The organism is Rhizobium sp. PEPV16 (assembly GCF_008919455.1).
Taxonomy (GTDB): domain Bacteria; phylum Pseudomonadota; class Alphaproteobacteria; order Rhizobiales; family Rhizobiaceae; genus Rhizobium; species Rhizobium leguminosarum_Q.
In genome coordinates this window covers 1-26007 of the sequence record NZ_VSZV01000324.1, presented here as the reverse complement: position 1 = coordinate 26007, position 26007 = coordinate 1, and the positions used below count along the sequence as shown (strand labels likewise).

Here is a 26007-nt window from a genome sequence, read left to right as displayed (position 1 = left end):
AGATAATCAAACCTTCAATTCTCGCTCGACCAATGCCACCCAATAGGCCGCCCCATATCCCAGCGCTTCATCGTTGAAATCATAGGCCGTGTTGTGATGCAGCGCCCCATCCAGCGCCGGACCGTTGCCGAGCCAGACATAGCAGCCCGGCGCGTTCTGGGCGAAGAAGGCGAAATCGTCGCCTGCCGTCGACGGCGGAAAACTTGTCTGCACCTTCCCGCCGAAGACCGAGCCGGCGGCCGTGAGCGCCCGTGCGGTCGCATCCGCATCGTTGATGACAGGCGGAATCCGCCGCTCGAATACATAGTCCACAGCAATGCCGTACATGGCGGCAGTGCCATGCGCCAATCGTCCGATCTCGGTCTCCAACTGGTCGCGCACATCGGGTGAATAGGCCCGCGCAGTCCCACCGATCTCGACGATATCAGGAATGACGTTCAGCGCCTTCGAGTCGCCCGCCTGCAGGAAACAGGCGCTGACGACGGCCGGTTGCAGCGGATCGACCACCCGCCCGACGATCGTCTGCAGTGATGATAGGAAGGTCCCGGCCGCCGTGATCGGATCGCGGCCGAGATGCGGCTTGGCGCCGTGCGTGCCGGTCCCACGGAAGGTGATGCGCCAGCTATCGGAGGAGGCAAGCTGCGGCCCCTCGACCACGGCGATCTCATCGACCGCAAGCCCAGGCATGTTATGCAGCCCATAGACGGCATGGCAGGGGAAAAGCTTGAACAGCCCCTCCTCGACCATGCGCTTTGCTCCGCCTCGCCCTTCCTCGGCCGGCTGGAAGATGAAATGTACCGTGCCGGAAAAATCCCGCATTGCCGCGAGATGCCGCGCGGCGCCAAGCAGCATCGCCGTATGACCGTCATGGCCGCAGGCATGCATTTTTCCGGGCACGGTCGATTTATAGGGCCGCTTCGCCATTTCAGGCATGGCGAGCGCATCCATGTCGGCGCGCAGCCCGATCCTGCGTGTGCCGTTGCCGAGTTGCAGCGTGCCGACCACGCCGGTGCCACCGAGGCCGCGATGCACCGTGATGCCGGCTTCCTCGAGAAGCCTCGCGACGATGCCGGCGGTACGCTCCTCCTCGAAACCGAGTTCGGGATGGGCGTGCAGGTCGCGGCGCAGGGAGGTCAGAAACGGCAGATCGTCTTTGATCCGGGCGGGAATGCTCATGAGCCTGGATATCCTGTCATGCGAAACGGGCGCCCAACCGGCGCCCGCGTCAGATCATTCCTTGTTCACCAAACGGCCCACAAGTTCAACCCCCAGAACAGGATGATTTAGGCCGGCCTAAATCTGAATCCTGTTCTCAATTAATGAGTTAGAGCATGATGTCGTCCTTAGGCCTCCTCGACGAACACCTCCTCACGCTTCTTCTTGACGCTCGGCAGGAAGACGACAATGAGGACGGCGACCGCAATGGCCAGAAGAATGGCACTGATCGGCCGCGTAACGAAGGTGGTCGGATCGCCGCGCGACAGGATCATGGCGCGCCGGAGGTTTTCTTCGAGCAATGGCCCGAGCACGAAGCCGAGCAGAAGTGGCGCCGGCTCACAGCGAAGTTTCGCCAGCACATAGCCGATGAGCCCGAAGAAGGCGACGGCGTAGAGATCATAGACGTTGGCGTTGACGCTGTAGACCCCGATCGAGCAGAAGGCCATGATGATGGGGAAGAGCACGTAGTAAGGCACGGTCAAGAGCTTCACCCAGAGCCCGATCAGCGGCAGGTTAAGGATGACCAGCATCAGGTTGCCGATCCACATCGAGGCGATGATGCCCCAGAACAGCGCCGGCTGCTCGGTGGCGACGTTCGGACCGGGTACGATGCCCTGGATGATCATCGCCCCGACCATCAGCGCCATGACGGGATTGGCCGGAATGCCGAGCGTCAAGAGCGGAATGAACGAGGTTTGCGCGCCGGCATTGTTCGCCGATTCCGGTCCCGCAACGCCGGCAATCGCACCCTTGCCGAATTCCTCCGGCGTTTTCGACATCCGCTTTTCCACCGTGTAGGAGGCGAAGGCCGCGAGAATGGCGCCACCACCCGGCAGGATGCCCAGCGCCGAACCGATTGCCGTACCGCGAATGACCGGCGCAATCATTTCCTTGAATTCCTGGCGGGACGGCAAAAGGCCGGTGACCTTAGCCATCAGCACCGTGCGTGTCGACTCGCCCTCGAGGTTGCGCAGGATTTCCGCCACGCCGAAGACGCCGACGGCAAGCGCCACGAAGTTCAGCCCGTCCGCATATTCACGGATGCCGAGCGTGAAGCGTGGCGTGCCGGTGTAGATGTCGGTGCCGACGAGGCCGAGCAGCAGCCCGAGCGCCACCATGGCCAGCGCCTTGACGACCGAGCCATGCGCGAGCGCGATCGAGGAGACGAGGCCGACGATCATCAGCGAGAAATATTCCGCCGAGCCGAATTGCAGCGCGATTGCGGTCAGCGGCGGTGCGAAAATCGCTACGAGGAAGGTCGAGACCGTGCCGGCAAAGAACGAGCCCAGTGCCGCGATCGCAAGCGCTGCGCCGGCCCGGCCCTTGCGGGCCATCTGGTAGCCGTCGATCGCGGTGACGGCCGAGGAGGATTCGCCCGGCATGTTGATCAGGATCGCCGTCGTCGAGCCGCCGTACTGCGCGCCGTAATAGATGCCGGCGAGCATGATCAGCGAGGAAACCGGTTCGAGCTGGAAGGTGATCGGCAAGAGCATGGCGATCGTCGCCGTGGCGCCGATCCCGGGCAGCACGCCGATCAGCGTGCCGAGCAGCACGCCGAGCAGGCAGAAGAGCAGGTTTTCCGGAGTGCCGGCTGTTGCAAAGCCGAGCGCGAGATTGCTGAAAAGATCCATCATCGTCTCCTAGAACCGGACCCAGGGGCCGAAGCGCTCGAACGGCAGACCGAGCCCGTAGCTGAAGACCGCAACCGAAAAGATCGTCAGCAGCAACGACAGGATGATCGCGAAGAACACGTTCATCTTTTGCGATGCGAAGCAGGCGATCAAGGCGGTGAGGAACAGTGACGGTGCAAATCCGAGACCGCGCATCGTCAGCCCGAAGAATACCGGTGCCGGCAGGATGAAGAGCATGCCGCGCCAGGCAAACGGGTCGATCGGCTCGCCCTCGACCCGCAGCGCCTGAATGAAGATGATCGCGCCGAGAAGCACGAGCACGGCGGCAAGCACCAGCGGGAAATAACCAGGCCCCATTCGCACCGTCGTGCCGAGGTCGAGCCCCAGCGACTGGATGGCGAAGAAAGCGCCGGTCGCGACGAAAAGCGCGCCGCAAATCGCATTGGTGGTATCGAAACTGATGGATTTCATGGTGTCTCCTGGGGAGATGGTTCGTGACGTACTGCTGCTGCGATTGCCCTCGTCCGCCTGCCGGCACCTTCTCCTCGCATGCGGGGAGAAGGGAAAATGCTGCAAGCCCTTCGCCCCTTGCCGCCGCTATAGTGACGCAAGTCCCCTCTCCCCGTTCACGGGGAGAGGGTTAGGGTGAGGGGCTCTCTCGGCATGCCTGGAGGAGGATAATCCTCAGTCGGCATATTCGCCAGCGGCCTCGATCACCGTTTTCCAGCGGGCAATCTCGCTTTCGAGCTTGGCCTTCAGCGCAGCCGGCGTCGCATCAGCGTCGGAGGATGGCGCCGTGCCGAGCTCGGCGAAGCGGGCGCCGACATTCGGATCCTTCAGCGCCACCTGCAGCGACTTCGACAGGCGTTCGTTGATCTCAGCCGGCGTGCCCTTCGGCGTATAGATGCCGTGCCAGATGCCGACTTCAAAACCGGGCAGACCGGCTTCGACGGCCGTCGGAATGTCCTTCATCACGTCGAGGCGCTTGGGCGAGGTCACGGCATAGGCCTTGATCGTGCCGCCCTGGATCTGCTTCGTCGTGTTGGTCGTCTGGTCGCACATGACGTCGACCTGACCGCCGAGCAGATCGGTCATGGCAGGTCCGGTCCCCTTGTAGGGAACGGTCGTCAGCGGCGTCTGGATGGCGCTCATGAACATCATGCCGCAGAGATGCGAAGCCGCACCGATGCCGGCATTGGCGACCGTCACCTTGTCCTTGTTGGCCTTGATATAATCGATCAGCCCCTTGAGGTCGGCCGGCTCCATGTCCTTGCGGGCGACGATCGTCATCGGCACCTCGGTGACGAGGCCGACATAGTCGAAGGCGCCAAGCGTGTCATAGGCGAGCTTGCGGTAGAGCGTGGCGCTGGTCGCCATGCCGATATGGTGCAACAGGATGGTGTAACCGTCGGGATCGGCATTCGCCACGCGGCCAGCGCCGAGCGTGCCGCCGGCGCCGCCGACATTTTCGACGACGATCTGCTGGCCGAGATCCTTCGACATGGATTCGGCGACCAGGCGCGCGACGGTATCGGTCGGGCCGCCGGCCGCAAAGGGCACGACCATGGTGATGGTGCGCTCGGGATAGGTCTGCGCCGAAGCGGCGCCGGCGAGAAGAGAGACCGCGGCAGCCGCGGTCAGGCCGAGCATGGCCTTCAGAATTTTCATCGTTTCCTCCCTGATGAAATAAGCAAGCCCGCCGACACATCCTCCGCGCCGGTTCGGATCACCTATTTGCCGCCTGGAAAAATCGACCCGCAATCATTGCGATCGCTTTCGAAAGACGATTTTACGACAGTGCGATGCAGCATGGGTCGATTTGGAAACAAACGGCTCTGGCGGTGGGTGGAAATCCACCCATCGCCCCGCGAGATTGCAGCGCCACCCAGCTCCGGGCTAGCTTTCGGTGGTCAGCATGCGCTTGTCGAGACCGTATTTCTGCATCTTTTCGTAGAGGGTCTTCCGGGAAATGCCGAGCGACTCATAGACCGGCCTGAGGCTGCCGCCATGCGCCACTAGCGCGCTGGCAATGACCCCGCGTTCGAATTCGGCGACGCGCTCCGCAAGCCCGGTCGCCTCCTCGGCCTGCCGCCCGCCATTGTCGAGACCGAGGACCAGACGGTCGGCGGCATTCCTCAGCTCACGCACATTGCCGGGCCAGTCGCGCTGAGCAATGTCGGAAATCACGTCTGGCGGCACGGCCATCTCGTCGCGGCCGTAGCGGGCCGCCGCCTCCCGCACCAGCTGCAGGAAAAGCAACGGAACATCCGCCCGCCGCTGCGACAGCGACGGCACGTGCAACGTCGCGACATTCAGCCGATAGAAGAGGTCGGCGCGGAAGCGCCCCGCCGCCACCTCCGCCTCCAGATCGACCTTGCTTGTCGCGATGAAGCGCACGTCGAGCGCCACCACCTCGTTCGAACCGAGCCTGGAGATCACCCGCTCCTGCAGCACCCGCAGGAACTTCGCCTGCAGGTCGAAGGGCATGGAGCCGATCTCGTCGAGCAGGATCGTGCCGCCGCGCCCATGTTCGAATTTTCCGTAACGCGGCCTCACCGCGCCCGGAAAGGCCCCCACCTCATGGCCGAAAAGCTCGCTCTCGATCAGGTTCGCCGGCAATGCGGCACAATTGATCGCGATGAACGGCCGGCTCGCCCGGGCGCTGATGTCGTGGAGCGCCCGCGCCACCACCTCCTTGCCGGCCCCGGTCTCGCCGACGATCAGCGTATCGGCATCGCTCGCCCCGATCGCCCGGATGCGGTAGCGCAGATCCACCATCACCTGCGTGCGCCCCGGCAGCCGCGCCTCGATATCGTCGCGCTTGCCGGCAACCGCTTTCAGCAGTCGGTTTTCGAGCACCAGGCCGCGCCGCTCCATCGCCCGGCGGATGACGCCGGCAAGCATCTCCGGCGTGAACGGCTTCTCGATGAAATCATAGGCACCTTCGCGCATCGCCTTCACCGCAAGCTGAACGTCGCCGTGGCCGGTGACGAGAATGACCGGCACCTCCGGGTCGAGTTCGCGGATCTTCTGCATCAGCGTCATGCCGTCCATGCCGGGCATGCGGATATCGCTGACGACGACGCCGGGAAAGCTGTAGCCGATCAGCTCCAGCACGTGGTCGCCGTTCGAATAGGTCTCGACACTGAAGCCGGAGAGCTCCAGCGCCTGCGCCGTCGAGCGGCGCAGTTCCTCCTCGTCGTCAACCAGCAGGATCTTCGCATCGTTCATTCCGCTGCCTCCGGCATCAGCCCTGCCGCCGATTGCAGCTCGATGCGGAACACCGCGCCCCCTTCGGGATGATTGGCAGCAGTAAGGCTGCCGCCGAAATCCTTGATGATGTTATAGGAGATCGAAAGCCCGAGGCCGAGCCCCTTGCCGACGCCCTTCGTCGTGAAGAAGGGATCGAAGATACGCTCGGCGATCGCCGCCGGCACGCCCGGTCCGTGGTCCCGCACAGTCAGCACCACCTTACCGGCCTCCTCGAAGGCCGAAACCTCGATGCGCCGATCATCCAGCCCTTCCACCGCATCGGCCGCATTCGAGATCACGTTCACCAGCACCTGCTGCAGACGCACCGAACCGGCGCGCACCACCGGCGGATGCGGCCCGAGAGCGAGCAGCAGTTCGGCATCCGCCGCCTTCAGCCGCCAGGCGATGATCTCGAGCGTATCGCGCATCGCCTCGTCGAGGGAAACGGGACCGAGCTTCTCGTTCGGCTTGCGGGCGAAGTTGCGCAGGTGCCGGCTGATCGCAGCCATACGGTCGATCAGCCCGCCGATACGCCGGATGTTGTCCCGCGCCTCCTCCGTCCGCCCACGGTCGATGAGAACGGAGGCGCTGTCCGTATAGGTCTTGGCGGCGGCGAGCGGCTGGTTGAACTCGTGCGAAAGGGCAGCCGACATCTGCCCGAGCCCGGCAAGCTTGCCCGCCTGGATCAGATCGGCCTGTGTCTGTCGGAGCTGCTGCTCGGTCAGCCGCCGTTCGGCGATCTCTTCTTCGATGCGGCTGTTGACGCGGGCAAGATCGGCTGTGCGCTCTTCGACGCGCCGCTCCAGCTCGTTGCGGGCTTCGGCTTGCATCTGCATGCGCTCGGCAAGCCGCGCCCGCCGCTGGCGCAGAACCGCCACCGCGAGCCCGGCGATGCAGAGGAAGAGAAAGACTGCCGCAAGCGCCGTGCGTGCCTGGGCACGGATGGAACTCGTCTCCATCAGCACGTTCACCGTCCAGTCCTCGGCCGGCATGTAATGCGAGAGCACCAGATATTCGCTCGAACCGCGCTCGCCGGCCAGCGTCATCAGCTCATGCTGCTCGAAGTGGTGACGCGTCACCGGCAGCGCCGCCAGCCTGGCATTGGCATAACGCCGCGACGCCTCGGTGCGGGCGACGCGGTCGGCCGTCAGCGGCAGGATCGCACCATAGAGCCATTCCGGGCTGCCGGACATGAAGATGATGCCCTCCGGATCGGAGACGAAGATCTTATATTCGCCGCCGCCCCAGGAGGATTCGATCATGTCGATGTCGACCTTGAAGACGATGACGCCACGAATATCCGCGCCGGTCCGGATCGGTGCGGCAAAATAGTAGCCGCGCTTCAGCGAGGTGGTGCCGAGCGCGTAAAACCGTGCCTGCCGGCCTTCGATCGCATCCTGGAAATAGGGCCTGTAGCTGAAATTCTGTCCGACGAAGCTTGCAGGCCCATCGTAATTGCTGGCCGCGATCGTCTCTCCATCGGGCTTCACCACATAAATATCGGAGGACTTCAGCAGCCCGTTGATCTCCTTGAGATAGAGATTTGCCGCATCGCGCAGCGCCGTATCTTCAGGCGCGCTCACCAGTTCCTTGATGTCGTCGTGATCGGCGATCAGCGCCGGCAGCGCCTCGTAGCGGTTGAGATGACCGCTGAGTGCCGAAACGGCAAGGCGCAGCGCCGTTCCCGCCTGCGCCGAGGCTTCCTCCATGTAGGCGCGCGTCGCAATCGCGCTCCCATAGGTGAAGAAGGCGAAGATGATCAGCGGCACTACCAGCAACGCCGCTATCGCACGATATCTCGAAGACAGAACCGGCTCCTCCCCTTTTCTGCCTCCACTCCCCAGCGAGGCATACCCAACGCACCGAGTTTAGAGGGGTGGGTAGGGATTTCCAAGGGGCCGCCGAAACTTGACACCCGGCAGGCGCAGATGTCCTATTGCTGCACCGCAAGGAGGCCCCGCCCATGAGCGACGACCAGACGCCCGCCGACAGCAAACTCACCACATCCAAGCGCCGCTGGGCAGCAGAGGGCAAGTTCCTGACCGGCCGTATCAGCCGTCCCGAAGCCGAGCGCCTGCCGCCCGGCCAGCACCTTGTCAAGAACTGGCCGGTACTCGACCTCGGCCAGCAACCTGTCATCTCGACCGAGACCTGGCGGCTCGAGGTGCGCGGCCTCGTCGAAACGACGCTCACCCTCACCTGGGCCGACTTCCAGGCGATCGAACAGAGGACCAGCGTCAGCGATATCCACTGCGTCACCACCTGGTCGCGCTACGACAACAAATGGAAGGGCGTTTCGACGCGCGATCTGCTCGACCTCGCCATGCCAAAGCCGGATGCGGCTTACGTTATGCTGACGAGTTACGACGGCTATACCACCAATCTGCCCCTCGCCGATTTCGCCGCCGAGGATGCGATCCTCGCCACCGTCCGGGAAGGCCTGCCGCTGACACCGGAGCACGGCGGCCCGATGCGCCTCGTCGTACCGCATCTCTATTTCTGGAAAAGCGCCAAATGGCTGCGCCGCATCGAGCTGATGCCTGCCGACCAGGCCGGCTTCTGGGAAAAGAACGGCTACCACATGTATGGCGATCCGTGGCGCGAGCAGCGCTATTCCGACGATTGAGCTTTCGGCCGCGAGAAACGGCGAAGCGCAAACACGCTAAGGCCGAACAAAGAGGCAAGCCCCGTCAGCGATGCCATGCTGGCGGCATGGAATGGGATCCCACTCCAGCGCGGCTTGACGATATCGGCCGTGTTGAAGGCTTCGCCGCTGAACCGGCAGCTGATCAGCGCAAGACCGCGCCGCACCATGTCGGCGTCGACCGCGGAAATGATTTCACCCGCCGCCGCAGCCTCCCGCGGCATCTCGCGCATCGAAAGCAAGACCGCCTTGGTCGCGGCGAGATAGGCATGGGCGCATTCGTTGAACGGACTTTCCTCATCCGTCACGCTGCCCGGCACCCGGCCCCACAGACAGTAGGAATACTGGATCTCGGCATAGTTCAGCACGCGCCGGAAAGGCTCGTTCGTCTCAACGGCGCGGGATGCAAGATCGATGATCCGACCGCGATAGTCAGATATGACAGCCATCTCGCCATGGGAGATTTGCGGGATATTCAGCCCGGCATGGCTGCCGCCGTCGCTGCGGCTATGGGCAAAAGCGCTTCCAGCGACCACACAAAAAAACGCGGCGGCAGAAAACGCTGTCAGCAGCAGTGGTCTGGCTCTGTCGTTTTTCATAATCGCCCGAAAAGTTCAGGGCGCCGACAAAGCGGCGCCCTTCGATGCGTTCAGTGAAATGCCGTTGCCGGCCGGCCCTTAACGGCAAGCCGCTTTTCCGCCAGCGCCCCGAAGGCGAGGCCGAGCGTTGCCCAGAGGATCGCATGCATGCCGAGCGAGGTCGTGCGGAAGCCCCAGAGCACCATCGCCGAAAAGTGCTCCGGCACCTCGTTGATCGGCGGCAGCAGGTAGAGCACGAGGCCGATGAAGACGAGGTAGGCGATGCCGGCGATGGTCGCGCTGTTCCAGACACCGAAGCGCTCGGAGAGACGACGTGACAGCGCCACCGCGGCAATGAGTGCGGCAAGCGAGACGACGATCATCAGGAAGAACAGTTCGGTCCTGGCGCCGATCGTGTCGGGATTGCCGACCGCCGGCGGAGTGGCGGGATATCTGATGCTGGGAACAAGCACGACCGCCACGAAGGCGGCAATGGCGATGACGGCCGAGGTGCCGCGCGGCGAAAGGCGGCTGAAGCGACCATGCACGAAGGCGAAGGCGAGCGCGAAGAGCCCGCCGACGGCGACGCTGTAGGCCATGACGCCGGTGAAAAGGCCGAGACCGGCCTGCGTGACGCGGCTGACGATTTCAGGTTCGGCAGCTTCGCCGGCCGCCTGGGCGCTTGCCTCCTCGAAGGCGATCGCCGCATCGACCAGCGGTTCGCCGAACGTATGAGCAAAAGCGAAAACGAGGATACCAGCAATCAGGCCCGCGAGCATGCCGCGAAGCAGAAGGTTTCCAACCATGTCAGGAACTCCGATCGCGACGCGCTTTAGTGGCAGGGAAAGCCGAGGAGATGGCGGCCGTCATGCACGAATTCATGCACATACATGCCGTTGAACAGCGCTATTGCGCCTTCTTCTGTACCGACGAAATAGAGGACGATGAACATCAGCAGGCCGCCGAAGATCGCCCAGGGCAGGATCTCGCCTACAGGGATCGGCGCCGGTACAGCAACGGGCGCGAAAGTGGTGTCAGACATGTATTCCTCCGGGAATGACGCGTTCAGTCGAAAGAGTGCTTGTGCAGTAGGGTCTGACTTCCAGCGCGAAGAGCTTTCGACACGCTGGTCACAGTGGCGCGACCGCGCCGGACTTACACCGGCTTCCAAACCCGCAACAGCACGGTTATATCTGCACGCCGAAGAGACTGTCAACGAAACTTCACAAGCCGGCGAAGGACGCTGTCGCCGCATTCCGGGAGACGAGAACGACCGTGAACACGCGCCTCACCTGGATCTGCCATGGCGCGACGGCAGCAAGCCGCAAGGCCCTGTTCCCGCTCGACGAACCGCTGGAGGACAAGGCAGTGGAGGAAGCCGGCAGGATGATCGCCCCCCGCGCCGACCGTATTGCCACGAGCCCCGCCTTGCGCGCCCGTCAGACTGCTGACGCGCTCGGCCTCGAAGCCCAAATAGATCAGGCGCTTTGCGACTGCGACCATGGCCGCTGGGCCGGCAGGTCGATCGCGGCGATCGGAACCGAAGAGCCGGAGAATCTCATGGGCTGGATGAGCGATCCGGAAGCAGCCCCGCATGGCGGCGAGAGCCTTCTTGATCTGCGCACGCGCATCGCCGGCTGGATGGATGGCCAGACCGTCCTCGGCGGCCACGTCATTGCAATCAGCCATGCGGCCGTCATCCGGGCAGCGATCGTGCATGTGCTGCAGGCGCCGCTCTCCTCCTTCTGGCTGAGCGACGTCGAGCCGCTTTCCGTCATCCGCATGACCAGCAACGGACAGCGCTGGTCTCTGCGCTTCCAGCATTAGAGACTGCTGATCTTATCCAGCTTTGCACAAGCAAATCGCGTCATCTCTGTTGAACCCGGCTTTGCGGGAACTACTTCCTTGTCCCAAGGAGATGGAAGAATGACATATGATTGGAGTGGCGAGCGCACGCGACGCCTGCGTTTCATGCGTGTCGCCACAGTCACGGTTCTGGTCGGTCTCATCGTCAGCGTTCCGCTGCTGATCGTCACCGCCTGAAGCACGAGAAAGGGCGAGCGATGCACTAGCACGCTCGCCTTCTTTCTTTTCCCGCATCAGCCGGTCTCCCGAAACACGAAGGCGATCGCGCTGACAACGACGCCCTGGTTCCCCACAAGCCCCCGTCGGGACTCTCTGCGGCACAGCAACAGGCTGCCGCCTCCGATAATTCGCCTTCTGGTTTCAACAAACATTTCAGACTTTCGTGATATCTCCGCGAAGGTGGGAGCTGGAGAAGGCAATGCCGGTGTTTTTCCAAAGCAGGGCCGGAAGGCAATGTGTGTCGATCGTCGGATTTGGGGTAGCCCTCTGGCTCCTCGGCACGCTGTTGCAGCTCGACGACAGCCTGGTCTCCTTCATGACGGGTTTCGGCGAGTACGGGGCCGACAAGCTCGTTCTGGGGCTCGGCATCGCCGGCGCCATGAGCTTCATCTATTCGGTGCTGCGTATCGCCGACCTGCGCAAGGAAATGGAACTGCGCGCCGCCGCCCAGGCAAAGGCCGATTGGACGGCAACCCACGACCATCTCACCAAGCTGCCGAACCGCTACGCCTTCGAGCGCAAGATCCTCTCACGGCCGATCAAGGACGACGAGGCCGAGATCGAGGAGTGCGACCGCAACGTCACCATCTTCTCCGTCGACCTCGACGGCTTCAAGAAGGTCAACGATCTTGTCGGCCACAAGGGCGGCGACATCCTGTTGATCGAGGTTGCCAGGCGCATCTGCGCGCTCGGCAATGCCGATTGCGTCTATCGCTTCGGCGGCGACGAATTCATCATCGTCGCCTTTTCCCTGACAGCGCAGCGCGAGGAGCGTTTTGCCAAGCTGCTGATCCAGGCCGTCACCCGGCCCATCCATATCGATGGCTTTGCCGTCGAAGTCGGCGCCAGCGTCGGCTACGACCGCTGGGCCGAGGGAGCCGAGCCGCTGGAAGATGCCGCCCACCGGGCCGACCTCGCCATGTACGAGGCGAAATCACGCGGACCCAACCACTATTTCGTCTTCGAACCTTCAATGCAGGACAAGGTAACGGAACGCGCCGCGCTGGAAACCAGGCTGCGCGCCGCAATCTCCAACAAGGCGATCAAGCCCTTCTATCAGCCGCTGATCGACCTGAAGACCGGCCAGCTCTGCGGCTTCGAGGCCTTAGCACGCTGGATCGGCGACGACGGCGCCAACATCCCGCCGCCGGTCTTCATCGGCATCGCCGAGGAAAACGGCATGATCACCGCATTGTTCGAGGATCTTCTTGCCCAGGCCTGCTCTGACGCCCTCGCTTGGCCGGAGCATGTGATGTTGTCCTTCAACGTCTCGCCGGTGCAGATGGAAGACAGATTGCTGACCTCCCGCATCCTCAAGGTCCTTTCGGCAAGCCGGCTGCCGCCGCAGCGCCTGGAAGTGGAGATCACCGAAAACGCGCTGATCCAGGATCCCGCCGTCGCCGCCCTCATTCTCGACGAGCTGCACGCCGCCGGCATCCAGATCGCCCTCGACGATTTCGGCACGGGCTATTCGAGCCTCGCCCAGCTCGCCCGCTATCGTTTCGACAAGATCAAGATCGACAAAAGCTTCATCGCCACCTATCGCGACGACGAGCGGCAGGAAGAGATCGTCCGCGCCATGCTCGGCCTCGGCAGGAGCCTCAACATCAAAACGACGGCCGAAGGCATCGAGGAGCACGGCCAGCTCGCCTTCCTGCTGCAGCTTGGCTGCGACATCGGCCAGGGCTATCTCTTCGGCAAGGCGATGCCCGCCGCCGAGGCGGGCATCTTCATCGGCGATCGCAATGCCAGTCTGGCCTCCACGGCCTGACAGTACGCCTTAAAAGACTGGCGCATGATCACGAACAGCAAGAAGGCGATCGCAATCGAGGCCGGCAGCGTCAGCACCCAGGCCATCAGCATGTTGCGCACGGTCGTCGGACGATATTGACGGTGATGCGCTTGGTTCCGTCGCCGTCACGAAGGATGACGCGTCACAATCCCAGCCGCACAAGATGACTGGGTGCGCAGTGACAAAATCGCGCCCCGAGCGAATAAATCCTTCCCGCCTGGGACTCCGACGCTAAGTTCGGTCATCTCACACCCGCGCGGAGTCTTAGAGGACATGTCATCGACCGACCTGCTGCTGACCTTCAACACCGGTTCCTCGACCGTTAAGATCGGCATCTTCGCGATAGATGGCGCCGAGGCACGACGCATCGGCAAGGGCGTGATCGATTTCCGCGCCGAACCGCTGTCGCTCGGCCTGACGAAAGGGCTGCAGATAGTCGAGATGCCGTTGAAGGCCGAGGTGACGGAAGACCTGCACGACATCATCGATGAGACTTTTGCGCGTCTCGCCGATCACTTCGACATGACAGCGACGCGTGCTGCCGGCCACCGTGTCGTCCATGGCGGCGACCGCTTCACCAGGGCGATCGGCCTCGACGCCGCCGCAATCGATGCCGTCGATGCGCTGACCCCGCTGGCACCCCTGCACCAGCCGCAGGCGCTGCGTTTCATCCGCGCCCTCCGGCATCTGAAACCGCATCTTGCCCAGACGGCTTCCTTCGACACGGCTTTTCACGCCACGCAGGACGATCTCGTTCGCCGCTTCGCCATTCCCCGGGCGCTGCATGACGAGGGCATCAAGCGCTACGGTTTCCACGGCCTCTCCTATAAATTCATCGCCGGAGAACTTCGCCGCAAGGCGCCGCGTGCGGCAAAGGTGGTTGTCGCCCATCTCGGCAGCGGCGCCAGCCTCTGTGCGCTGGATGACGGCGTCAGCCGCGATTGCAGCATGGGCTTTTCGACGCTCGACGGCATCCCGATGGCGACGCGCCCGGGCTGGCTCGATCCCGGCGTCATCCTGCATCTGGCCGGTCAGAGGAAACAATCCTTCAAGGAGATCGAGGACCTGCTCTATCATCGCTGCGGCCTGCTCGGCGTCTCCGACATCAGCGCCGATACGCGCGACTTGCTGAAGGACGGACGGCCGCAGGCGCGCCAGGCGATCGACCTCTTCACACTACGCATTGCCGGCGAAATCGGCCGCATGGCGGCGACGCTTGGTGGCCTTGACGCCATCGTCTTCACCGCCGGCATCGGCGAAAATCAACCGGAGATCCGCGAAGGCGTGGCCAAGCGGCTGTCCTGGCTTGGCCTTGCAATCGACGAAAAGGCCAATGCTGCCAATGATTTCACGATTAGCACGTTGGAAAGCCGCATCACCGCCCATGTCATCGCCACCGATGAGGAGCAGATCATCGCCGAGGAGGCACTGTCCCTTCTTGGCAGTGGCTGATCCAGATCAACAGCTTGCCGGCATCGGCCGGTAGAATTGACGTTGAAGACGTTTTCGAACGGGAGAAACCCATGGAAAAGCATGTCTCGACCGCCGCCCTTAACGATGCCGAACTCACGCTGATCGACCGCTATTGGCGCGCCGCCAATTATCTCTCCATCGGCCAGATCTATCTGCTGGCCAATCCGCTGCTGCGCGAGCCGCTGAAACCAGAGCACATCAAGCCCCGCCTGCTCGGCCATTGGGGCACGACACCCGGCCTCAACTTCATCTATGCGCATCTGAACCGTCTCATCCGCGCTCGCGACCTCGATATCATCTACATGTGCGGCCCCGGCCATGGCGGGCCGGGCATGGTCGCCAACACCTATCTCGAAGGCATCTACAGCGAGATCTATCCCGATATCTCCGAGGATGCCGAAGGCATGCGCAAGCTGTTCCGCCAGTTCTCCTTTCCCGGCGGCATCCCGAGCCATGCGGCACCCGAAACGCCCGGCTCCATCCATGAGGGCGGCGAACTCGGTTACGCCCTCGTTCATGCCTATGGCGCCGCTTTCGACAATCCCGATCTCATCGTTGCCTGCGTCGTCGGCGACGGGGAAGCCGAAACCGGGCCACTGGCTGCGAGTTGGCATTCCAACAAGTTTCTGAACCCTGCCCGCGATGGCGCCGTGCTGCCGATCCTGCATCTGAACGGCTACAAGATCGCCAATCCCACCATTCTTGGCCGCGCCAGTCACGAGGATTTGCAGAGCCTCTTTGAAGGCTATGGCTACGAGCCCTTCTTCGTCGAGGGTCACGAGCCGCGCGACATGCACCAGCAGATGGCCGCAACCTTCGACAGAGTCTTCGATCGCATTCGCGATATCCAGGAGGAAGCTCGCATTGGCAAGGCGCCCGATATCTGCCCGCGCTGGCCGATGATCGTGCTGCGCAGCCCGAAGGGCTGGACAGGACCGAAGGAAGTCGACGGCAAGAAGGTCGAAGGCTTCTGGCGCTCCCACCAGGTGCCGGTCTCCAACTGCCGCGAGAATGAAGGGCATCGCAAGATCCTCGAGGACTGGATGCGTGGCTATGATCCGGAGGACCTCTTTGGCAACGACGGCCGGCTGAAGCCCGAGTTGCGGGCGCTAGCCCCCGTCGGCGAGCGCCGCATGGGCGCCAATCCGCACGCCAATGGCGGCTTGCTGCGCAAGGAACTCGATGTTCCCGATATCCGCGACTATGCGGTCGATATCGGCAAGCGCGGTAGCGCCATGGTGCAATCGACGGAGATCCTCGGCCATTACCTGCGCGACACGATGAAGCGCAACGAGAAGGCTACCAATTTCCGTATCTTCGGCCCCGACGAGACGGAATCGAACCGTCTCGGCAGCGTCTTCGAAGTCACCGACCGTGTCTGGATGGAGCGTATCGAACCCTACGACGTCCACTTATCCCGAGATGGACGTGTCATGGAGGTGCTGAGCGAACATCTCTGCCAGGGTTGGCTGGAAGGCTATTTGCTGACTGGCCGCCACGGCCTGTTCTCCTGCTACGAGGCTTTCATCCACATCATCGATTCCATGTTCAACCAGCACGCCAAATGGCTGAAGGTGACGCGGGAACTCGAGTGGAGAAAGCCGATCTCGTCGCTGAATTACCTGCTGACCTCGCATGTCTGGCGTCAGGACCACAACGGCTTCAGCCATCAGGATCCCGGCTTCGTCGACCTCGTCGCCAACAAGAAGGCCGATATCGTCCGCATCTACCTGCCGCCGGATGCCAACACCCTGCTTTGGGTCGGCGACCATTGCCTCCGCACCTATGACCGCATCAATGTCATCGTCGCCGGCAAGCAGCCGGAGCCGCAATGGCTGTCGATCGACGAGGCGGTGAAACATTGCGAGGCCGGCATCGGCATCTGGCACTGGGCGAGCAACGAGGACGATACCATTCTGCCCGATCTCGTCATGGCTTGCGCCGGCGATGTGCCGACCATGGAGACGCTTGCAGCCGTCGATCTTCTGCGAAAGGCCATTCCGGAGCTGAAGATCCGCACCGTCAACGTCGTCGATCTCCTGGCGCTACAATCCAGGGATCAGCATCCGCACGGCCTGACCGACGAGGCATTCGATGCGATCTTCACCGCCGACAAGCCTGTCATTTTCGCCTATCACGGCTATCCCTATCTCATCCACCGCCTGACCTATAAACGCACCAACCACCGCAACATCCACGTCCGCGGCTTCATCGAGGAAGGCACGACGACCACTCCCTTCGACATGACCGTCCTCAACGAACTCGACCGCTTCCACCTCGCCATCGAAGCGATCGAGCGTGTGCCGGGCCTGAAGGAAAAAGCAGGAGAAGCGCTCGCCGCCTTCCGTGGCAAGCTTGCGGAGCATCACGACTATGTCCGGGAATATGGCGAGGACATGCCGGAGGTGCGGAAGTGGACATGGCCGACGGCGTGAAGCGAAAACCAAACGGAATCGCGCGGAACTGGTCGGCGGAGATCATTCGGCGGGAGCAAGTCGTCAAGCAATGTCTAAAGTTGGTGAAAACCATCTGCGCACTGTTCCTGCAAGACCGCATCGCAGGCTATGTGTCTCGGGCAAGCTTCAAGGCCGTCGACCGAGGAAACGACATGAAAAGTTTCGCTGCCACGCTTACCGCCGCCCGGCTGGAAAAGGCGCTCGCCTTCTACATGACGCCCGAAGCCCAGCCGGATGGCTCAGCCGATGCCGTCAAGCCAGCTGGGGAACGCCAGGCATATGAGACCCGCGACGGCGAACGCGCCCGTAACACGGAAGACGGCGTCGAAGCCTGGTAAGGCGATCCCCACCGGGCGTCCTCGCGGATGCCTGTCCGCGAACGCGTAGCACCCGGAATGCAGGAACCCTAGGCACGTTCGAGCCGGACTTTTTCCTTCATGCGCCAGACCCGCGGTGTTTCTCCCGTATATTTAAAAAAGAAGCGCGAGAAATAGGCGGGATCGGCAAAGCCAAGCCGAAACCCTATCTCCTGCACGCTGCCCAGCGTAAAAACCAGCTGGCGTTTCGCCTCTTCGACGAGTTTGCCGGCGATCAATTCATGAGGAGTATTGCCGGTCATCGACCGGACGATACGGGTAAGATGTGTCGGCGAAAGCCCAAGCTCCCTGGCGTAGAAGGACGCGGGCTTGTGTGATCGGAAATGTTGCTGGATGAGCTCGCTCAGCATTTCCATCCGCCGCTCGTTCTCGTTTGCCGGAAGCTCGTGCGCATTCCCCTCATGGCAAATCCTCGCCGTCAGCCGCAGCGCCAAGGCGACATAGGCGGCCAAGGCCTCGTTGCGGCCGCTGCGGCGGTTTTCGAATTCGTCGCCCAGCCGTCTCAACGTCTGCATGACATAGGCAGCCTCGGCATTATCGGGATCGAGCGGCGTCAGATGCGGCGTCGCAAACCAGTCGCCGAGGTGGCTTCGGTCGCCGGGCGGATGGCTGAGATGGGATCTCAACAGGGTGATCACCAAGCCGTCGATATCGCGTGAAAAGCGAAAGCCGTGATTGAGACCAGGCGGCACAGTGATGATTGCCGGCGGACGGATGGAATGGCTATTTTCGCCGAAGATCGCATCGCCCGAACCGCCTTCGATGTACAATATCTGAAAGAAACTCTCGTGACGGTGCGGGCGAATCTCCCATTGATGCAAGCTGCTGCGGGAGCGAATTGTTTCGCAATGCAACCAAAAATCGGGCTTTCGCCCGGTATTCTCACCGTAGAGTTCGTAGGTAGGGATATGTCTGCTCACCGGGCTGCCCCCGCACCAATGTTCGATTAGTGCAATTTTTCGGCCGAAATGTCCATTGCTGCGGCAGGGACGACACGGCAGAATCTGCCAAAGCGCAAAAATGCAGGGAGGAAGCAGTTGCGAACGCAGGTCGCCATCATTGGTTCGGGACCATCCGGCCTGTTGCTCGGCCAGCTTCTGACCGAAGCCGGCATCGGCAATGTCATTCTCGATCGTGTGAACAAGGATTACATCCTCGGCCGGGTTCGTGCCGGCGTTCTGGAGGAAGGCACCGTCGGGCTGCTGGATCAGGCAAAGTCAGGCGCGAGGCTGCACGCCGAAGGCCTGCCGCATGACGGTTTCTCATTGGCCTTCGACGGACGCGACCATCGCATCGACCTCCACGAATTGACCGGCGGCAGGCGTGTTACGGTTTACGGACAGACCGAGGTGACGCGCGATCTCATGGAGCGGCGCGAAGAAAGCGGCTCCCTGTCGATCTACGATGCCGTCGATGTCGTGCCGCATGATTTCGAGGGCAATTCTCCCTTCGTCACCTATCTGAAAGACGGTGTTGCCAAGCGCATCGATAGCGACTTCATCGCCGGCTGCGACGGGTTTCACGGCCCCAGCCGCAAGGCCGTCCCGGAACGGGCGATCAGGAGTTTCGAGAAGGTCTATCCCTTCGGCTGGCTGGGGGTGCTTGCCGATGTGGCGCCCGTCAGCCATGAACTGATCTACGCCAACCATCCGAGGGGCTTTGCGCTCTGTTCGATGCGCTCGGCGACCCGCAGCCGTTACTACATCCAATGCGCGCTCGACGAGAAGATCGAGGACTGGAGCGACGATCGCTTCTGGGACGAGTTGAGACGGCGTCTGCCGGGGCATCACGCCGAGGCTTTGGCGACCGCGCCGTCCTTCGAGAAATCGATCGCGCCGCTGCGCTCCTTCGTCACTGAGCCGATGCGTTTCGGCCGGCTTTTCCTGGTCGGCGACGCCGCCCATATCGTCCCGCCGACTGGCGCCAAGGGACTGAACCTTGCCGCCAGCGACGTTCATTATCTTTTCTCCGGGCTGATCGAACATTACCGCGAGGGATCGGATGGCGGCATCGACGCCTATTCGCAGAAGGCGCTCGCCCGCGTGTGGAAAGCCGTGCGGTTTTCCTGGTGGATGACGACGATGATGCATCGATTTCCGGACACCGGCGATTTCGATCAGAAAATCCAGGAGGCGGAACTCGACTATCTGACGCATTCACGCGCCGCCTCGACGGCGCTTGCAGAAAACTACGTCGGATTGCCGTTCTGATATGAAGATCTGAGACTGAGGCGAGCCATGAAGGCCGCATTTTAAAGTGGAGGAAACTAACATGAAAAAGCTTGTATTCGCCGCCGTTGCGGCGGTGCTGCTCAGCAGCACGGCCTATGCCGACACCATCAAGGTCGGCGTCATCGGCCCGTTCTCCGGTCCGTTCGCGCTGCAAGGCAAGAATTTCAAGGCCGGTATCGACGCCTATATGGCGGTCAACGGCAACACGGTCGGCAGCGATACGGTGGAAATCGTCTATCGCGACGTGCCGCAGGCCGATCCCGCCCAATCCAAGGCGCTGGCGCAGGAACTGATCGTCAAGGAAAAGGTCCAGTATCTTGCCGGCTTCTACTTTACGCCCGATGCCATGGCGGTGACGCCGATCCTGAAGCAGGGCAATGTGCCGATGGTCATCATGAACGCCGCCACCTCGGCGATCGTCACCAAGAGCCCGCTCGTCGTCCGCACCTCGTTTACCACCTGGCAGACCTCGACGCCAATCGCCAAGGTCGCCTTCGACGCCGGCGTCAAGAAGGTAATTTCCGTCGTCAGCGATTACGGCCCCGGCATCGACGCCGAGAATGCCTTCAAGGCCGGCTTCGAAAAGGCCGGCGGCCAGGCGGTCGAGGCAATCCGCATGCCGCTTGCGACCAACGATTTCAGCCCGATCATGCAGCGCATCAAGGACTCCGGCGCTGAGGGCGTGTTCGCCTTCCTGCCGTCAGGTCCGACGACGCTCGGCTTCGTCAAGGCTTACAACGACAATGGCCTGAAGGCTGCCGGCATCAAGTTCTTCGCGCCGGGCGATCTGACCCAGGAATCCGATCTGCCGGCGCTCGGCGATGCCGCACTCGGCATCCAGACGACCTTCCACTACGCCGTGTCGCACGATTCTCCCGAGAACAAGGCTTTTGTCGAGGCGGCAACCAAAGCAATCGGCAACAAGGCCGAACTCTCCTTCCCCTCAGTCAGCGCCTATGACGGCATGTATGTCATCTACAAGATGATCGAGGCGACGGGCGGCAAACAGGATGCTGAGAAGGCCGTCGATGCGGTCAAGGGCCTTGCCTGGACAAGCCCGCGCGGCCCGGTTTCGATCGATCCCGAAAGCCGTCACATCACACAGAACATCTATCTGCGCGAAGTGACGAAAGCCGATGACGGGACCTACATCAACAAGGAGGTCCAGACTTTCGAGAAGCAGGGCGATCCGGGCCTGGCGGCCGTCAAGTAACATCGAGCGTCAAGACAGGCGACGGGCTTGGCCTGCGATCAGGCCGAGCCCGTCGAAGCAAGGTATTTCCATGCAGACAGTCTTCAGCATAGCCGTCGACGCCCTTGCCTATGGCATGGTGCTCTTCGTGATCTCGATCGGCCTTTCGGTGACCATGGGGCTGATGCGTGTCGTCAACCTCGCCCATGGCGCCTTCGCGATGATCGGCGGCTATATCGCCTCCTATGTCGCCCGCGACCTAGGCCTCGGTTATGCCGCGGCGGTCATCGCCGCCGTTGCCATCACCATCATCGTCGCCATTCCGATCGAGCGTTTTCTCTACCGCCGGATCTATGGTGCGCCGGAACTGACCCAGGTGCTGATGACCATCGGCATCACCTTCTGCGTCATCGGCATCGCCAATTATGTCATGGGGCCGACGCTGAAGACCATACCGCTTGCCGGTGCTCTACAGGGGTCAGCCGATCTCGGCTTCCGCACCATTCCCGTTCACCGGCTTTTCGTCATCCTCTGCGGCCTCGCCGTGGCGCTCGCCCTGTGGTTTACGATCGACAGGACGAGCTTCGGCGTCAAGCTGCGTGCCTCCGTCGATGATGCGGCGATGGCGGCGGCACTCGGTGTGCGCACCGAGATCATCTATGCGGTGAGCTTTGCCGTTGCCGTCGGGCTTGCCGCCTTCGGTGGCGTGGTCGGGGCCGAACTCCTGCCCGTCGAACCCTATTACGCGCTGCGCTACATGGTGACCTTCCTGGTCGTCGTCTCCGTCGGCGGCGCGGGCTCCATTCCAGGTGCACTGATCGCCTGCCTGCTGCTGGGCGCGATCGATACGACAGGACGGTATCTGATGCCGGAATTCGGCGAATTCTTCTTCTATCTCGCCGTGATCGCAATCATATGCGTCTTCCCGCGCGGCCTTGCCGGAAGGGCGAAATAAGATGGCGCTTGTCATGAACAACGAAAACGAAGGTCTACAGCATCGTCGCGGGTTTATCGGCCGCGACCTCATCGGACTAGCGGTCATCATAGCCATTGCCGCGATCGGCTATTTCGCCTTCCCCGATAATCTCGCCCTCTTGACCCGGATGATCACCATCGCGCTGCTCGTCCTGTCGCTCGATCTCGTGACTGGTTATTGCGGCGTCGCAACGCTCGGCCATGCAGCACTTTTCGGCTCCGGCGCCTATGCCGCCGGGATCCTGTCGGCGCATTACGGCATCAATGACCCGTTGCTGATGATGCTGGCCGGCATCGTCGGTGGCACGGTTGCCGGGTTGCTCTGCGGCGCCATCATCCTGCGTGCGCATGGACTGCCGCAGCTGGTGCTGTCGATTGCGCTGATCAACCTCTTCCATGAATTCGCCAACAAGGCCTCGTCCTGGACAGGCGGCAGCGACGGACTTTCCGGCATTGCTCCGGACCCGGTCTTCGGCCTCTTCGAATTCGATCTCTACGGTCACACCGCCTTCTTCTTCGGAATGGCGCTGCTGCTGATCGTCTTCGTGCTGCTGCGGTTTCTGGTCCGCTCGCCCTTCGGCATGCTCTGCCGCGCCATCAAGCAGGACCCGCTGCGCATCCGCGCCATGGGCGCCTCGCCGAAGGCAGCTCTCATCAGGATGTACGCAATATCGGGCGCCGTTGCCGGTGTCGGCGGCGCCTTGAATGCGATCTCGACACAGGTCGTCGGCCTCGACAGCCTGTCTTTCACGCAGTCGGCGGAAGCGCTTGTGATGCTCGTCCTCGGCGGCACCGGTTCTCTCTTCGGGGCACTTTCCGGCACTGTCATCTTCATGCTCTTCGAGGACTATGTCTCCGCCGCCAATCCCTTCCATTGGCTGACCATGGTCGGTGCACTGCTGATCGCCGTCGTGCTCTTTGCGCCGAAAGGTCTCTATGGCACGGCCGCAGCCTTCGTTAGCCGCCGCAGGGAGCAGCGCTCATGAGCCCGGTCTTCGAAGTCGCCAATCTCAAGAAAGCCTTCGGCGGCCTTGCCGTCACCAATAATGTCTCGCTCACGATGTCGCCTGGCGATCGCATCGCGCTGATCGGCCCGAACGGCGCCGGCAAGACCACCTTCGTCAACCTTGTGACCGGCAATCTATCGCCCGATTCCGGTGAGGTTCGCCTCGGCGGCGAGGTGGTGACGAAGGTCGATGCGATCGGCAGGGTCAGACGCGGCCTTGTCCGCTCCTTTCAGGTGACACGGCTCTTCCAGGACATGACGCCGGCCGAACATGTGGGACTTGCCGTCCTTCAGCGCGACGGAAAGACCGGGCACATGTTCGGCAATTTCCTGCGTATGCCCGATGTCATGGCGGAGGTCGATGATCTCCTAGGCAAACTCGGGCTGGCTTTCCTGATGCATCGCAAGGTCAGCGAAATCGCCTATGGCCAGCAGCGGCTTCTCGAGATCGCCGTGGCGCTGGCATTGAAGCCGAAAGTCCTGCTGCTCGACGAGCCGGCAGCCGGCGTGCCGCAGAGCGATACCGGCCGCATCGAGCAGGCGCTGGCCGATCTGCCCGCCGATCTCGCCGTGCTGATGATCGAACACGACATGGACCTCGTCTTCCGTTTTGCGAAACGCGTCATCGTGCTTGCATCAGGCGCGATCATCTTCGATGGCCTGCCGGAAGATGTCACCAAGGATGCGCGTGTGCGCGAGGCCTATCTCGGGAGCTATGCCAATGCCAGCCATATCGCTTGAGGTCGAGAACCTGTCGGCCGGATATGGGCCGACGAGAGTGCTCGAAGGCATTTCCTTCTCCGTGCCGGCAGGTGCCCGGCTTGCCGTGCTCGGCCGCAACGGCATGGGCAAGACCACGCTGCTGGCAACGCTTGCCGGGCAGACCAGGCGATACGAGGGCAGCATCCGTCTTGGCGGTTCGGATGTCACGACGGCACCGAGTGCTGCACGAGCGCATAAAGGCCTCGGATATGTGCCGCAGGCACGCTGCGTCTTCCCGACGCTGACGGTTGAAGAAAACCTCTTCGTCGGCTTGAAGGCGCGACCGAAAACGGCGCTGGAGGAAGCCTATGCGATGTTCCCGCGCCTGAAGGAGCGCCGCCGCAATCTCGGCAGCCAGCTTTCCGGCGGCGAGCAGCAGATGCTCTCCACGGCCCGCACCATTCTCGGCCGCCCCTCCGTTCTGCTGCTCGACGAACCGCTGGAGGGCCTGGCGCCCGTTATCTGCGAGGAACTGATGGCGGCCTTTACCGACCTCGCCAAGACGGGAGACATGACCATCCTGCTGGTCGAGCAGCGCATCCAGAGCGCGCTCGATTTCGCCGACCAGGTCGTCATTCTCGAACGCGGCAGACTGGCCTGGACCGGAACGCCGGAAAATCTCACCAGGGATCACGAGGCTGTCGAGAGCCTGCTCGGGGTCGGCGGCCTGCATTGATAGGGTGGTCGGCAGAAGCTCAGGCTCTGCTGATTCCTCCCATTCGCCTTCGAGATTGCTCTCGGCGCGCCGAGCAATTCATGCAGTATATCGTCATGACGACGTCATGATTGACCAGTCATTATTATCATGACTGAAGTTTTCCGCTGGCCGAATTGATGGATCGCCTGAAAAGGCGATAAACACCATGATCGATGAAGCGGCAGCAACCTAAGACCAGGCGTAAATCCCGGTTCACAAACTGGATCGCCGTTTATGCCGCTCCCTTTACTTGAATAGTTGAGCTGTAAATCGACCGGAATATGTGACGTTGACGGGCGGAATTGCTCTGACGCTTCCTCAATTTCGGTTGCCAGATACCCTATAGGGTTGCATAGTCGAACAGAACATCAAACGGGGGGATAGAAATGGCAAACCACAAGCCGGTCGCAGGTGACGTATACCAGCCTATTTTCAACATCGACAACCCGATCGACGGCAACATCCTGGACAATACCAGTTCCACGGATGTCGACGGAGATCAGGTGCGTCTCAACTTCGTCAATGGACAGCGAATTCCGCAACCGGCCGATCCGAACGGGCCTGCCACGACCACCACAGTCGAGGGAAAATACGGCACTCTGACCGTCTATTCCAACGGTAACTACACCTATGAGCTTGATCACACCAACCCGGTGGTAGCAGCGCTCGGCTCGGGAGACCAACTCGTCGACCAGTTCAATTTCAAGATCTCGGATGGCAAAGGCGCCACCGACTTCGGCTTGCTCAACATCGCGGTCGACCTGCCGGAACGCGGCGACGTCTTCGTCAATTTCGAGGATGTCGGCAACCACGACTTCCCGACGGGCTACAAAGGCTTCGATTGGGGCGCTTGGTACGATGGTGACGACGCGACTGTGCGGGAGGAATCGGATGGCAACCACTATCTGGGAGGAGGCGTGTTCTGGACACCCATCCAAGCCGCCGATGGCGGCAACTTTCAGATCGAGCAATTCAGTGTCGCAAACGGCACATCGGACTATGACAACGTTCTGACGATCGAAGGTAAGCTGGACGGCGATACCGTATTCTTGGTCACGGTCAACGTCACCGCCGACAGCATTCATGACCCGCAAGTGATCGATCTCAGCGCCTACGGCGAAATCGACCAACTCGTGCTCGACACCGAACCCGTCATCAACGAAACGAGCGGCCCGGATTATTACGGCGCGCAATACGACAACTTTCATTTCATCGTTTGATTGATAGGGAAAGGGCGCCGCATCACCGAAATCTGTGCACTGAACCGACTGCGCTCTGCGGCGCCTATCTGGGTACCAATTTCTTGCGATAGCTGACGGGCCTGCATCTTGCTAGCATAGGATCGTGCGAGGAGGCACGGTTATGCTGGGATGGAGGAAATGATGCAGCCAGTCGGGATCAGGTTAGCGGCGGTCATGTTCTCGCTCGCCGTATGGGCTATTATTATCGCTGTCGCATCCCACCTTTGGGCGACGAAGATGCCTCTGTTGCTTCTGACGCTCTACAGATAGGCCTGTCCTCGCCGTTGGCGGAAATCCTGCAGATCAAGGCGGACTGTTTTCAGGCCCTCGCTACCACGTTTGCCGCTGCTACCAGTGTGCTACCACGCCCATAAAAAAGGGCTCTTCTCGGAGTCTT

General features: G+C 61.9%; 23 protein-coding genes and 1 riboswitch. Of the genes, 13 read left to right on the top strand and 10 right to left on the bottom strand.

All coding sequences use genetic code 11. The annotated features are described in order from the left end of the window. Window positions 1-6 precede the first annotated feature (6 nt). From FY112_RS21350 to FY112_RS21325, 6 genes are all read right to left on the bottom strand, one after another. Complete coding sequence (locus FY112_RS21350) at window positions 7-1176, bottom strand: M20 aminoacylase family protein (RefSeq protein WP_151519224.1); 1170 nt, start codon at window positions 1174-1176, stop codon at window positions 7-9. A gap of 167 nt (window positions 1177-1343) precedes the next feature. After that, window positions 1344-2849, bottom strand: coding sequence for a tripartite tricarboxylate transporter permease (locus tag FY112_RS21345; protein ID WP_017961947.1), 1506 nt, complete (start codon window positions 2847-2849; stop codon window positions 1344-1346). A 9-nt stretch (window positions 2850-2858) separates the two neighbouring features. Beyond that, on the bottom strand, window positions 2859-3320 hold the full coding sequence (locus FY112_RS21340; RefSeq protein WP_151519223.1) for a tripartite tricarboxylate transporter TctB family protein: 462 nt from the start codon (window positions 3318-3320) through the stop codon (window positions 2859-2861). A 213-nt stretch (window positions 3321-3533) separates the two neighbouring features. Beyond that, complete coding sequence (locus FY112_RS21335) at window positions 3534-4517, bottom strand: tripartite tricarboxylate transporter substrate-binding protein (protein ID WP_077979636.1); 984 nt, start codon at window positions 4515-4517, stop codon at window positions 3534-3536. Between the two features lie 228 nt (window positions 4518-4745). Next, the gene (locus FY112_RS21330) at window positions 4746-6080 is read right to left on the bottom strand and encodes a sigma-54 dependent transcriptional regulator (RefSeq protein WP_017961950.1); all 1335 of its coding nucleotides are present in this window, start codon (window positions 6078-6080) and stop codon (window positions 4746-4748) included. Further along, window positions 6077-7879, bottom strand: coding sequence for a sensor histidine kinase (locus FY112_RS21325; RefSeq protein ID WP_131718863.1), 1803 nt, complete (start codon window positions 7877-7879; stop codon window positions 6077-6079). Before FY112_RS21325 ends, FY112_RS21330 begins: the two co-directional genes overlap by 4 nt. A 185-nt stretch (window positions 7880-8064) precedes the next feature. Here FY112_RS21325 and FY112_RS21320 point away from each other — a divergent pair, with 185 nt between their 5' ends. After that, entirely contained in the window at window positions 8065-8727 is a 663-nt protein-coding gene (locus FY112_RS21320) for a sulfite oxidase-like oxidoreductase (protein ID WP_131718862.1), read from the top strand. On the opposite strand, the gene FY112_RS21315 is transcribed toward FY112_RS21320, so the two are convergent. The 3 genes from FY112_RS21315 to FY112_RS21305 are packed head-to-tail and all read right to left on the bottom strand — an operon-like array spanning window position 8712 to window position 10365. Beyond that, entirely contained in the window at window positions 8712-9344 is a 633-nt protein-coding gene (locus FY112_RS21315; protein WP_131718861.1) for a hypothetical protein, read from the bottom strand. The genes FY112_RS21320 and FY112_RS21315 overlap by 16 nt on opposite strands. Before the next feature lie 50 nt (window positions 9345-9394). Further along, on the bottom strand, window positions 9395-10129 hold the full coding sequence (locus FY112_RS21310) for a CbtA family protein (protein WP_131718860.1): 735 nt from the start codon (window positions 10127-10129) through the stop codon (window positions 9395-9397). A 26-nt stretch (window positions 10130-10155) separates the two neighbouring features. Then, window positions 10156-10365: a CbtB domain-containing protein gene (locus tag FY112_RS21305; protein ID WP_131718859.1), complete on the bottom strand. Its 210-nt coding sequence runs from the start codon at window positions 10363-10365 to the stop codon at window positions 10156-10158. Between the two features lie 51 nt (window positions 10366-10416). Further along, a riboswitch (cobalamin riboswitch) is annotated at window positions 10417-10492 on the bottom strand. Window positions 10493-10598: 106 nt separating this feature from the next. On the opposite strand from FY112_RS21305, the gene FY112_RS21300 reads away from it, so the two are divergent. The 5 genes from FY112_RS21300 (at window position 10599) to FY112_RS21280 (ending at window position 17467) form a co-directional block, all read left to right on the top strand. Next, entirely contained in the window at window positions 10599-11150 is a 552-nt protein-coding gene (locus FY112_RS21300) for a histidine phosphatase family protein (protein ID WP_151519222.1), read from the top strand. A 457-nt stretch (window positions 11151-11607) separates the two neighbouring features. Then, window positions 11608-13179: a bifunctional diguanylate cyclase/phosphodiesterase gene (locus FY112_RS21295; RefSeq protein WP_017961956.1), complete on the top strand. Its 1572-nt coding sequence runs from the start codon at window positions 11608-11610 to the stop codon at window positions 13177-13179. Window positions 13180-13473: 294 nt separating this feature from the next. Beyond that, the gene (locus FY112_RS21290; protein WP_151519221.1) at window positions 13474-14652 is read left to right on the top strand and encodes an acetate/propionate family kinase; all 1179 of its coding nucleotides are present in this window, start codon (window positions 13474-13476) and stop codon (window positions 14650-14652) included. Window positions 14653-14723: 71 nt separating this feature from the next. After that, a complete protein-coding gene (locus tag FY112_RS21285; protein WP_151519220.1) occupies window positions 14724-17108 on the top strand; it encodes a phosphoketolase family protein in 2385 nt (794 codons plus the stop codon). Beyond that, complete coding sequence (locus FY112_RS21280; protein WP_246700723.1) at window positions 17093-17467, top strand: hypothetical protein; 375 nt, start codon at window positions 17093-17095, stop codon at window positions 17465-17467. Before FY112_RS21285 ends, FY112_RS21280 begins: the two co-directional genes overlap by 16 nt. 68 nt (window positions 17468-17535) lie before the next feature. On the opposite strand, the gene FY112_RS21275 is transcribed toward FY112_RS21280, so the two are convergent. Then, entirely contained in the window at window positions 17536-18426 is an 891-nt protein-coding gene (locus FY112_RS21275; protein WP_151519219.1) for a helix-turn-helix domain-containing protein, read from the bottom strand. Window positions 18427-18543: 117 nt separating this feature from the next. Between FY112_RS21275 and pobA the strand changes: the two genes are divergently transcribed. From pobA to FY112_RS21240, 7 genes are all read left to right on the top strand, one after another. Further along, on the top strand, window positions 18544-19716 hold the full coding sequence (pobA, locus tag FY112_RS21270) for a 4-hydroxybenzoate 3-monooxygenase (protein ID WP_151519218.1): 1173 nt from the start codon (window positions 18544-18546) through the stop codon (window positions 19714-19716). Between the two features lie 61 nt (window positions 19717-19777). Then, on the top strand, window positions 19778-20950 hold the full coding sequence (locus FY112_RS21265) for an ABC transporter substrate-binding protein (RefSeq protein WP_151519217.1): 1173 nt from the start codon (window positions 19778-19780) through the stop codon (window positions 20948-20950). A 70-nt stretch (window positions 20951-21020) separates the two neighbouring features. Continuing rightward, a complete protein-coding gene (locus FY112_RS21260; protein ID WP_003542679.1) occupies window positions 21021-21884 on the top strand; it encodes a branched-chain amino acid ABC transporter permease in 864 nt (287 codons plus the stop codon). A 1-nt stretch (window position 21885) separates the two neighbouring features. Continuing rightward, window positions 21886-22890, top strand: a complete 1005-nt coding sequence (locus FY112_RS21255) for a branched-chain amino acid ABC transporter permease (RefSeq protein ID WP_151519216.1) — start codon at window positions 21886-21888, stop codon at window positions 22888-22890. Beyond that, a complete protein-coding gene (locus tag FY112_RS21250; protein ID WP_151519215.1) occupies window positions 22887-23651 on the top strand; it encodes an ABC transporter ATP-binding protein in 765 nt (254 codons plus the stop codon). Before FY112_RS21255 ends, FY112_RS21250 begins: the two co-directional genes overlap by 4 nt. Next, window positions 23632-24348 carry an ABC transporter ATP-binding protein gene (locus FY112_RS21245; protein WP_062945206.1) on the top strand — a complete coding sequence of 239 codons (717 nt, stop codon included), beginning with the start codon at window positions 23632-23634 and terminating at the stop codon, window positions 24346-24348. Before FY112_RS21250 ends, FY112_RS21245 begins: the two co-directional genes overlap by 20 nt. A 407-nt stretch (window positions 24349-24755) precedes the next feature. After that, entirely contained in the window at window positions 24756-25589 is an 834-nt protein-coding gene (locus tag FY112_RS21240; protein WP_151519214.1) for a VCBS domain-containing protein, read from the top strand. The last annotated feature ends 418 nt before the right edge of the window (window positions 25590-26007 follow it).

What these genes read in the sequence shown, in the direction of transcription:
- FY112_RS21350 (WP_151519224.1), bottom strand. Translation starts at nt 1,176, where the DNA reads ATGAGCATTCCCGCCCGGATCAAAGACGATCTGCCGTTTCTGACCTCC.
- FY112_RS21345 (WP_017961947.1), bottom strand. Translation starts at nt 2,849, where the DNA reads ATGGATCTTTTCAGCAATCTCGCGCTCGGCTTTGCAACAGCCGGCACT.
- FY112_RS21340 (WP_151519223.1), bottom strand. Translation starts at nt 3,320, where the DNA reads ATGAAATCCATCAGTTTCGATACCACCAATGCGATTTGCGGCGCGCTT.
- FY112_RS21335 (WP_077979636.1), bottom strand. Translation starts at nt 4,517, where the DNA reads ATGAAAATTCTGAAGGCCATGCTCGGCCTGACCGCGGCTGCCGCGGTC.
- FY112_RS21330 (WP_017961950.1), bottom strand. Translation starts at nt 6,080, where the DNA reads ATGAACGATGCGAAGATCCTGCTGGTTGACGACGAGGAGGAACTGCGC.
- FY112_RS21320 (WP_131718862.1), top strand. Translation starts at nt 8,065, where the DNA reads ATGAGCGACGACCAGACGCCCGCCGACAGCAAACTCACCACATCCAAG.
- FY112_RS21315 (WP_131718861.1), bottom strand. Translation starts at nt 9,344, where the DNA reads ATGAAAAACGACAGAGCCAGACCACTGCTGCTGACAGCGTTTTCTGCC.
- FY112_RS21310 (WP_131718860.1), bottom strand. Translation starts at nt 10,129, where the DNA reads ATGGTTGGAAACCTTCTGCTTCGCGGCATGCTCGCGGGCCTGATTGCT.
- FY112_RS21305 (WP_131718859.1), bottom strand. Translation starts at nt 10,365, where the DNA reads ATGTCTGACACCACTTTCGCGCCCGTTGCTGTACCGGCGCCGATCCCT.
- FY112_RS21295 (WP_017961956.1), top strand. Translation starts at nt 11,608, where the DNA reads ATGCCGGTGTTTTTCCAAAGCAGGGCCGGAAGGCAATGTGTGTCGATC.
- FY112_RS21290 (WP_151519221.1), top strand. Translation starts at nt 13,474, where the DNA reads ATGTCATCGACCGACCTGCTGCTGACCTTCAACACCGGTTCCTCGACC.
- FY112_RS21285 (WP_151519220.1), top strand. Translation starts at nt 14,724, where the DNA reads ATGGAAAAGCATGTCTCGACCGCCGCCCTTAACGATGCCGAACTCACG.
- FY112_RS21280 (WP_246700723.1), top strand. Translation starts at nt 17,093, where the DNA reads ATGGCCGACGGCGTGAAGCGAAAACCAAACGGAATCGCGCGGAACTGG.
- FY112_RS21265 (WP_151519217.1), top strand. Translation starts at nt 19,778, where the DNA reads ATGAAAAAGCTTGTATTCGCCGCCGTTGCGGCGGTGCTGCTCAGCAGC.
- FY112_RS21260 (WP_003542679.1), top strand. Translation starts at nt 21,021, where the DNA reads ATGCAGACAGTCTTCAGCATAGCCGTCGACGCCCTTGCCTATGGCATG.
- FY112_RS21255 (WP_151519216.1), top strand. Translation starts at nt 21,886, where the DNA reads ATGGCGCTTGTCATGAACAACGAAAACGAAGGTCTACAGCATCGTCGC.
- FY112_RS21250 (WP_151519215.1), top strand. Translation starts at nt 22,887, where the DNA reads ATGAGCCCGGTCTTCGAAGTCGCCAATCTCAAGAAAGCCTTCGGCGGC.
- FY112_RS21245 (WP_062945206.1), top strand. Translation starts at nt 23,632, where the DNA reads ATGCCAGCCATATCGCTTGAGGTCGAGAACCTGTCGGCCGGATATGGG.
- FY112_RS21240 (WP_151519214.1), top strand. Translation starts at nt 24,756, where the DNA reads ATGGCAAACCACAAGCCGGTCGCAGGTGACGTATACCAGCCTATTTTC.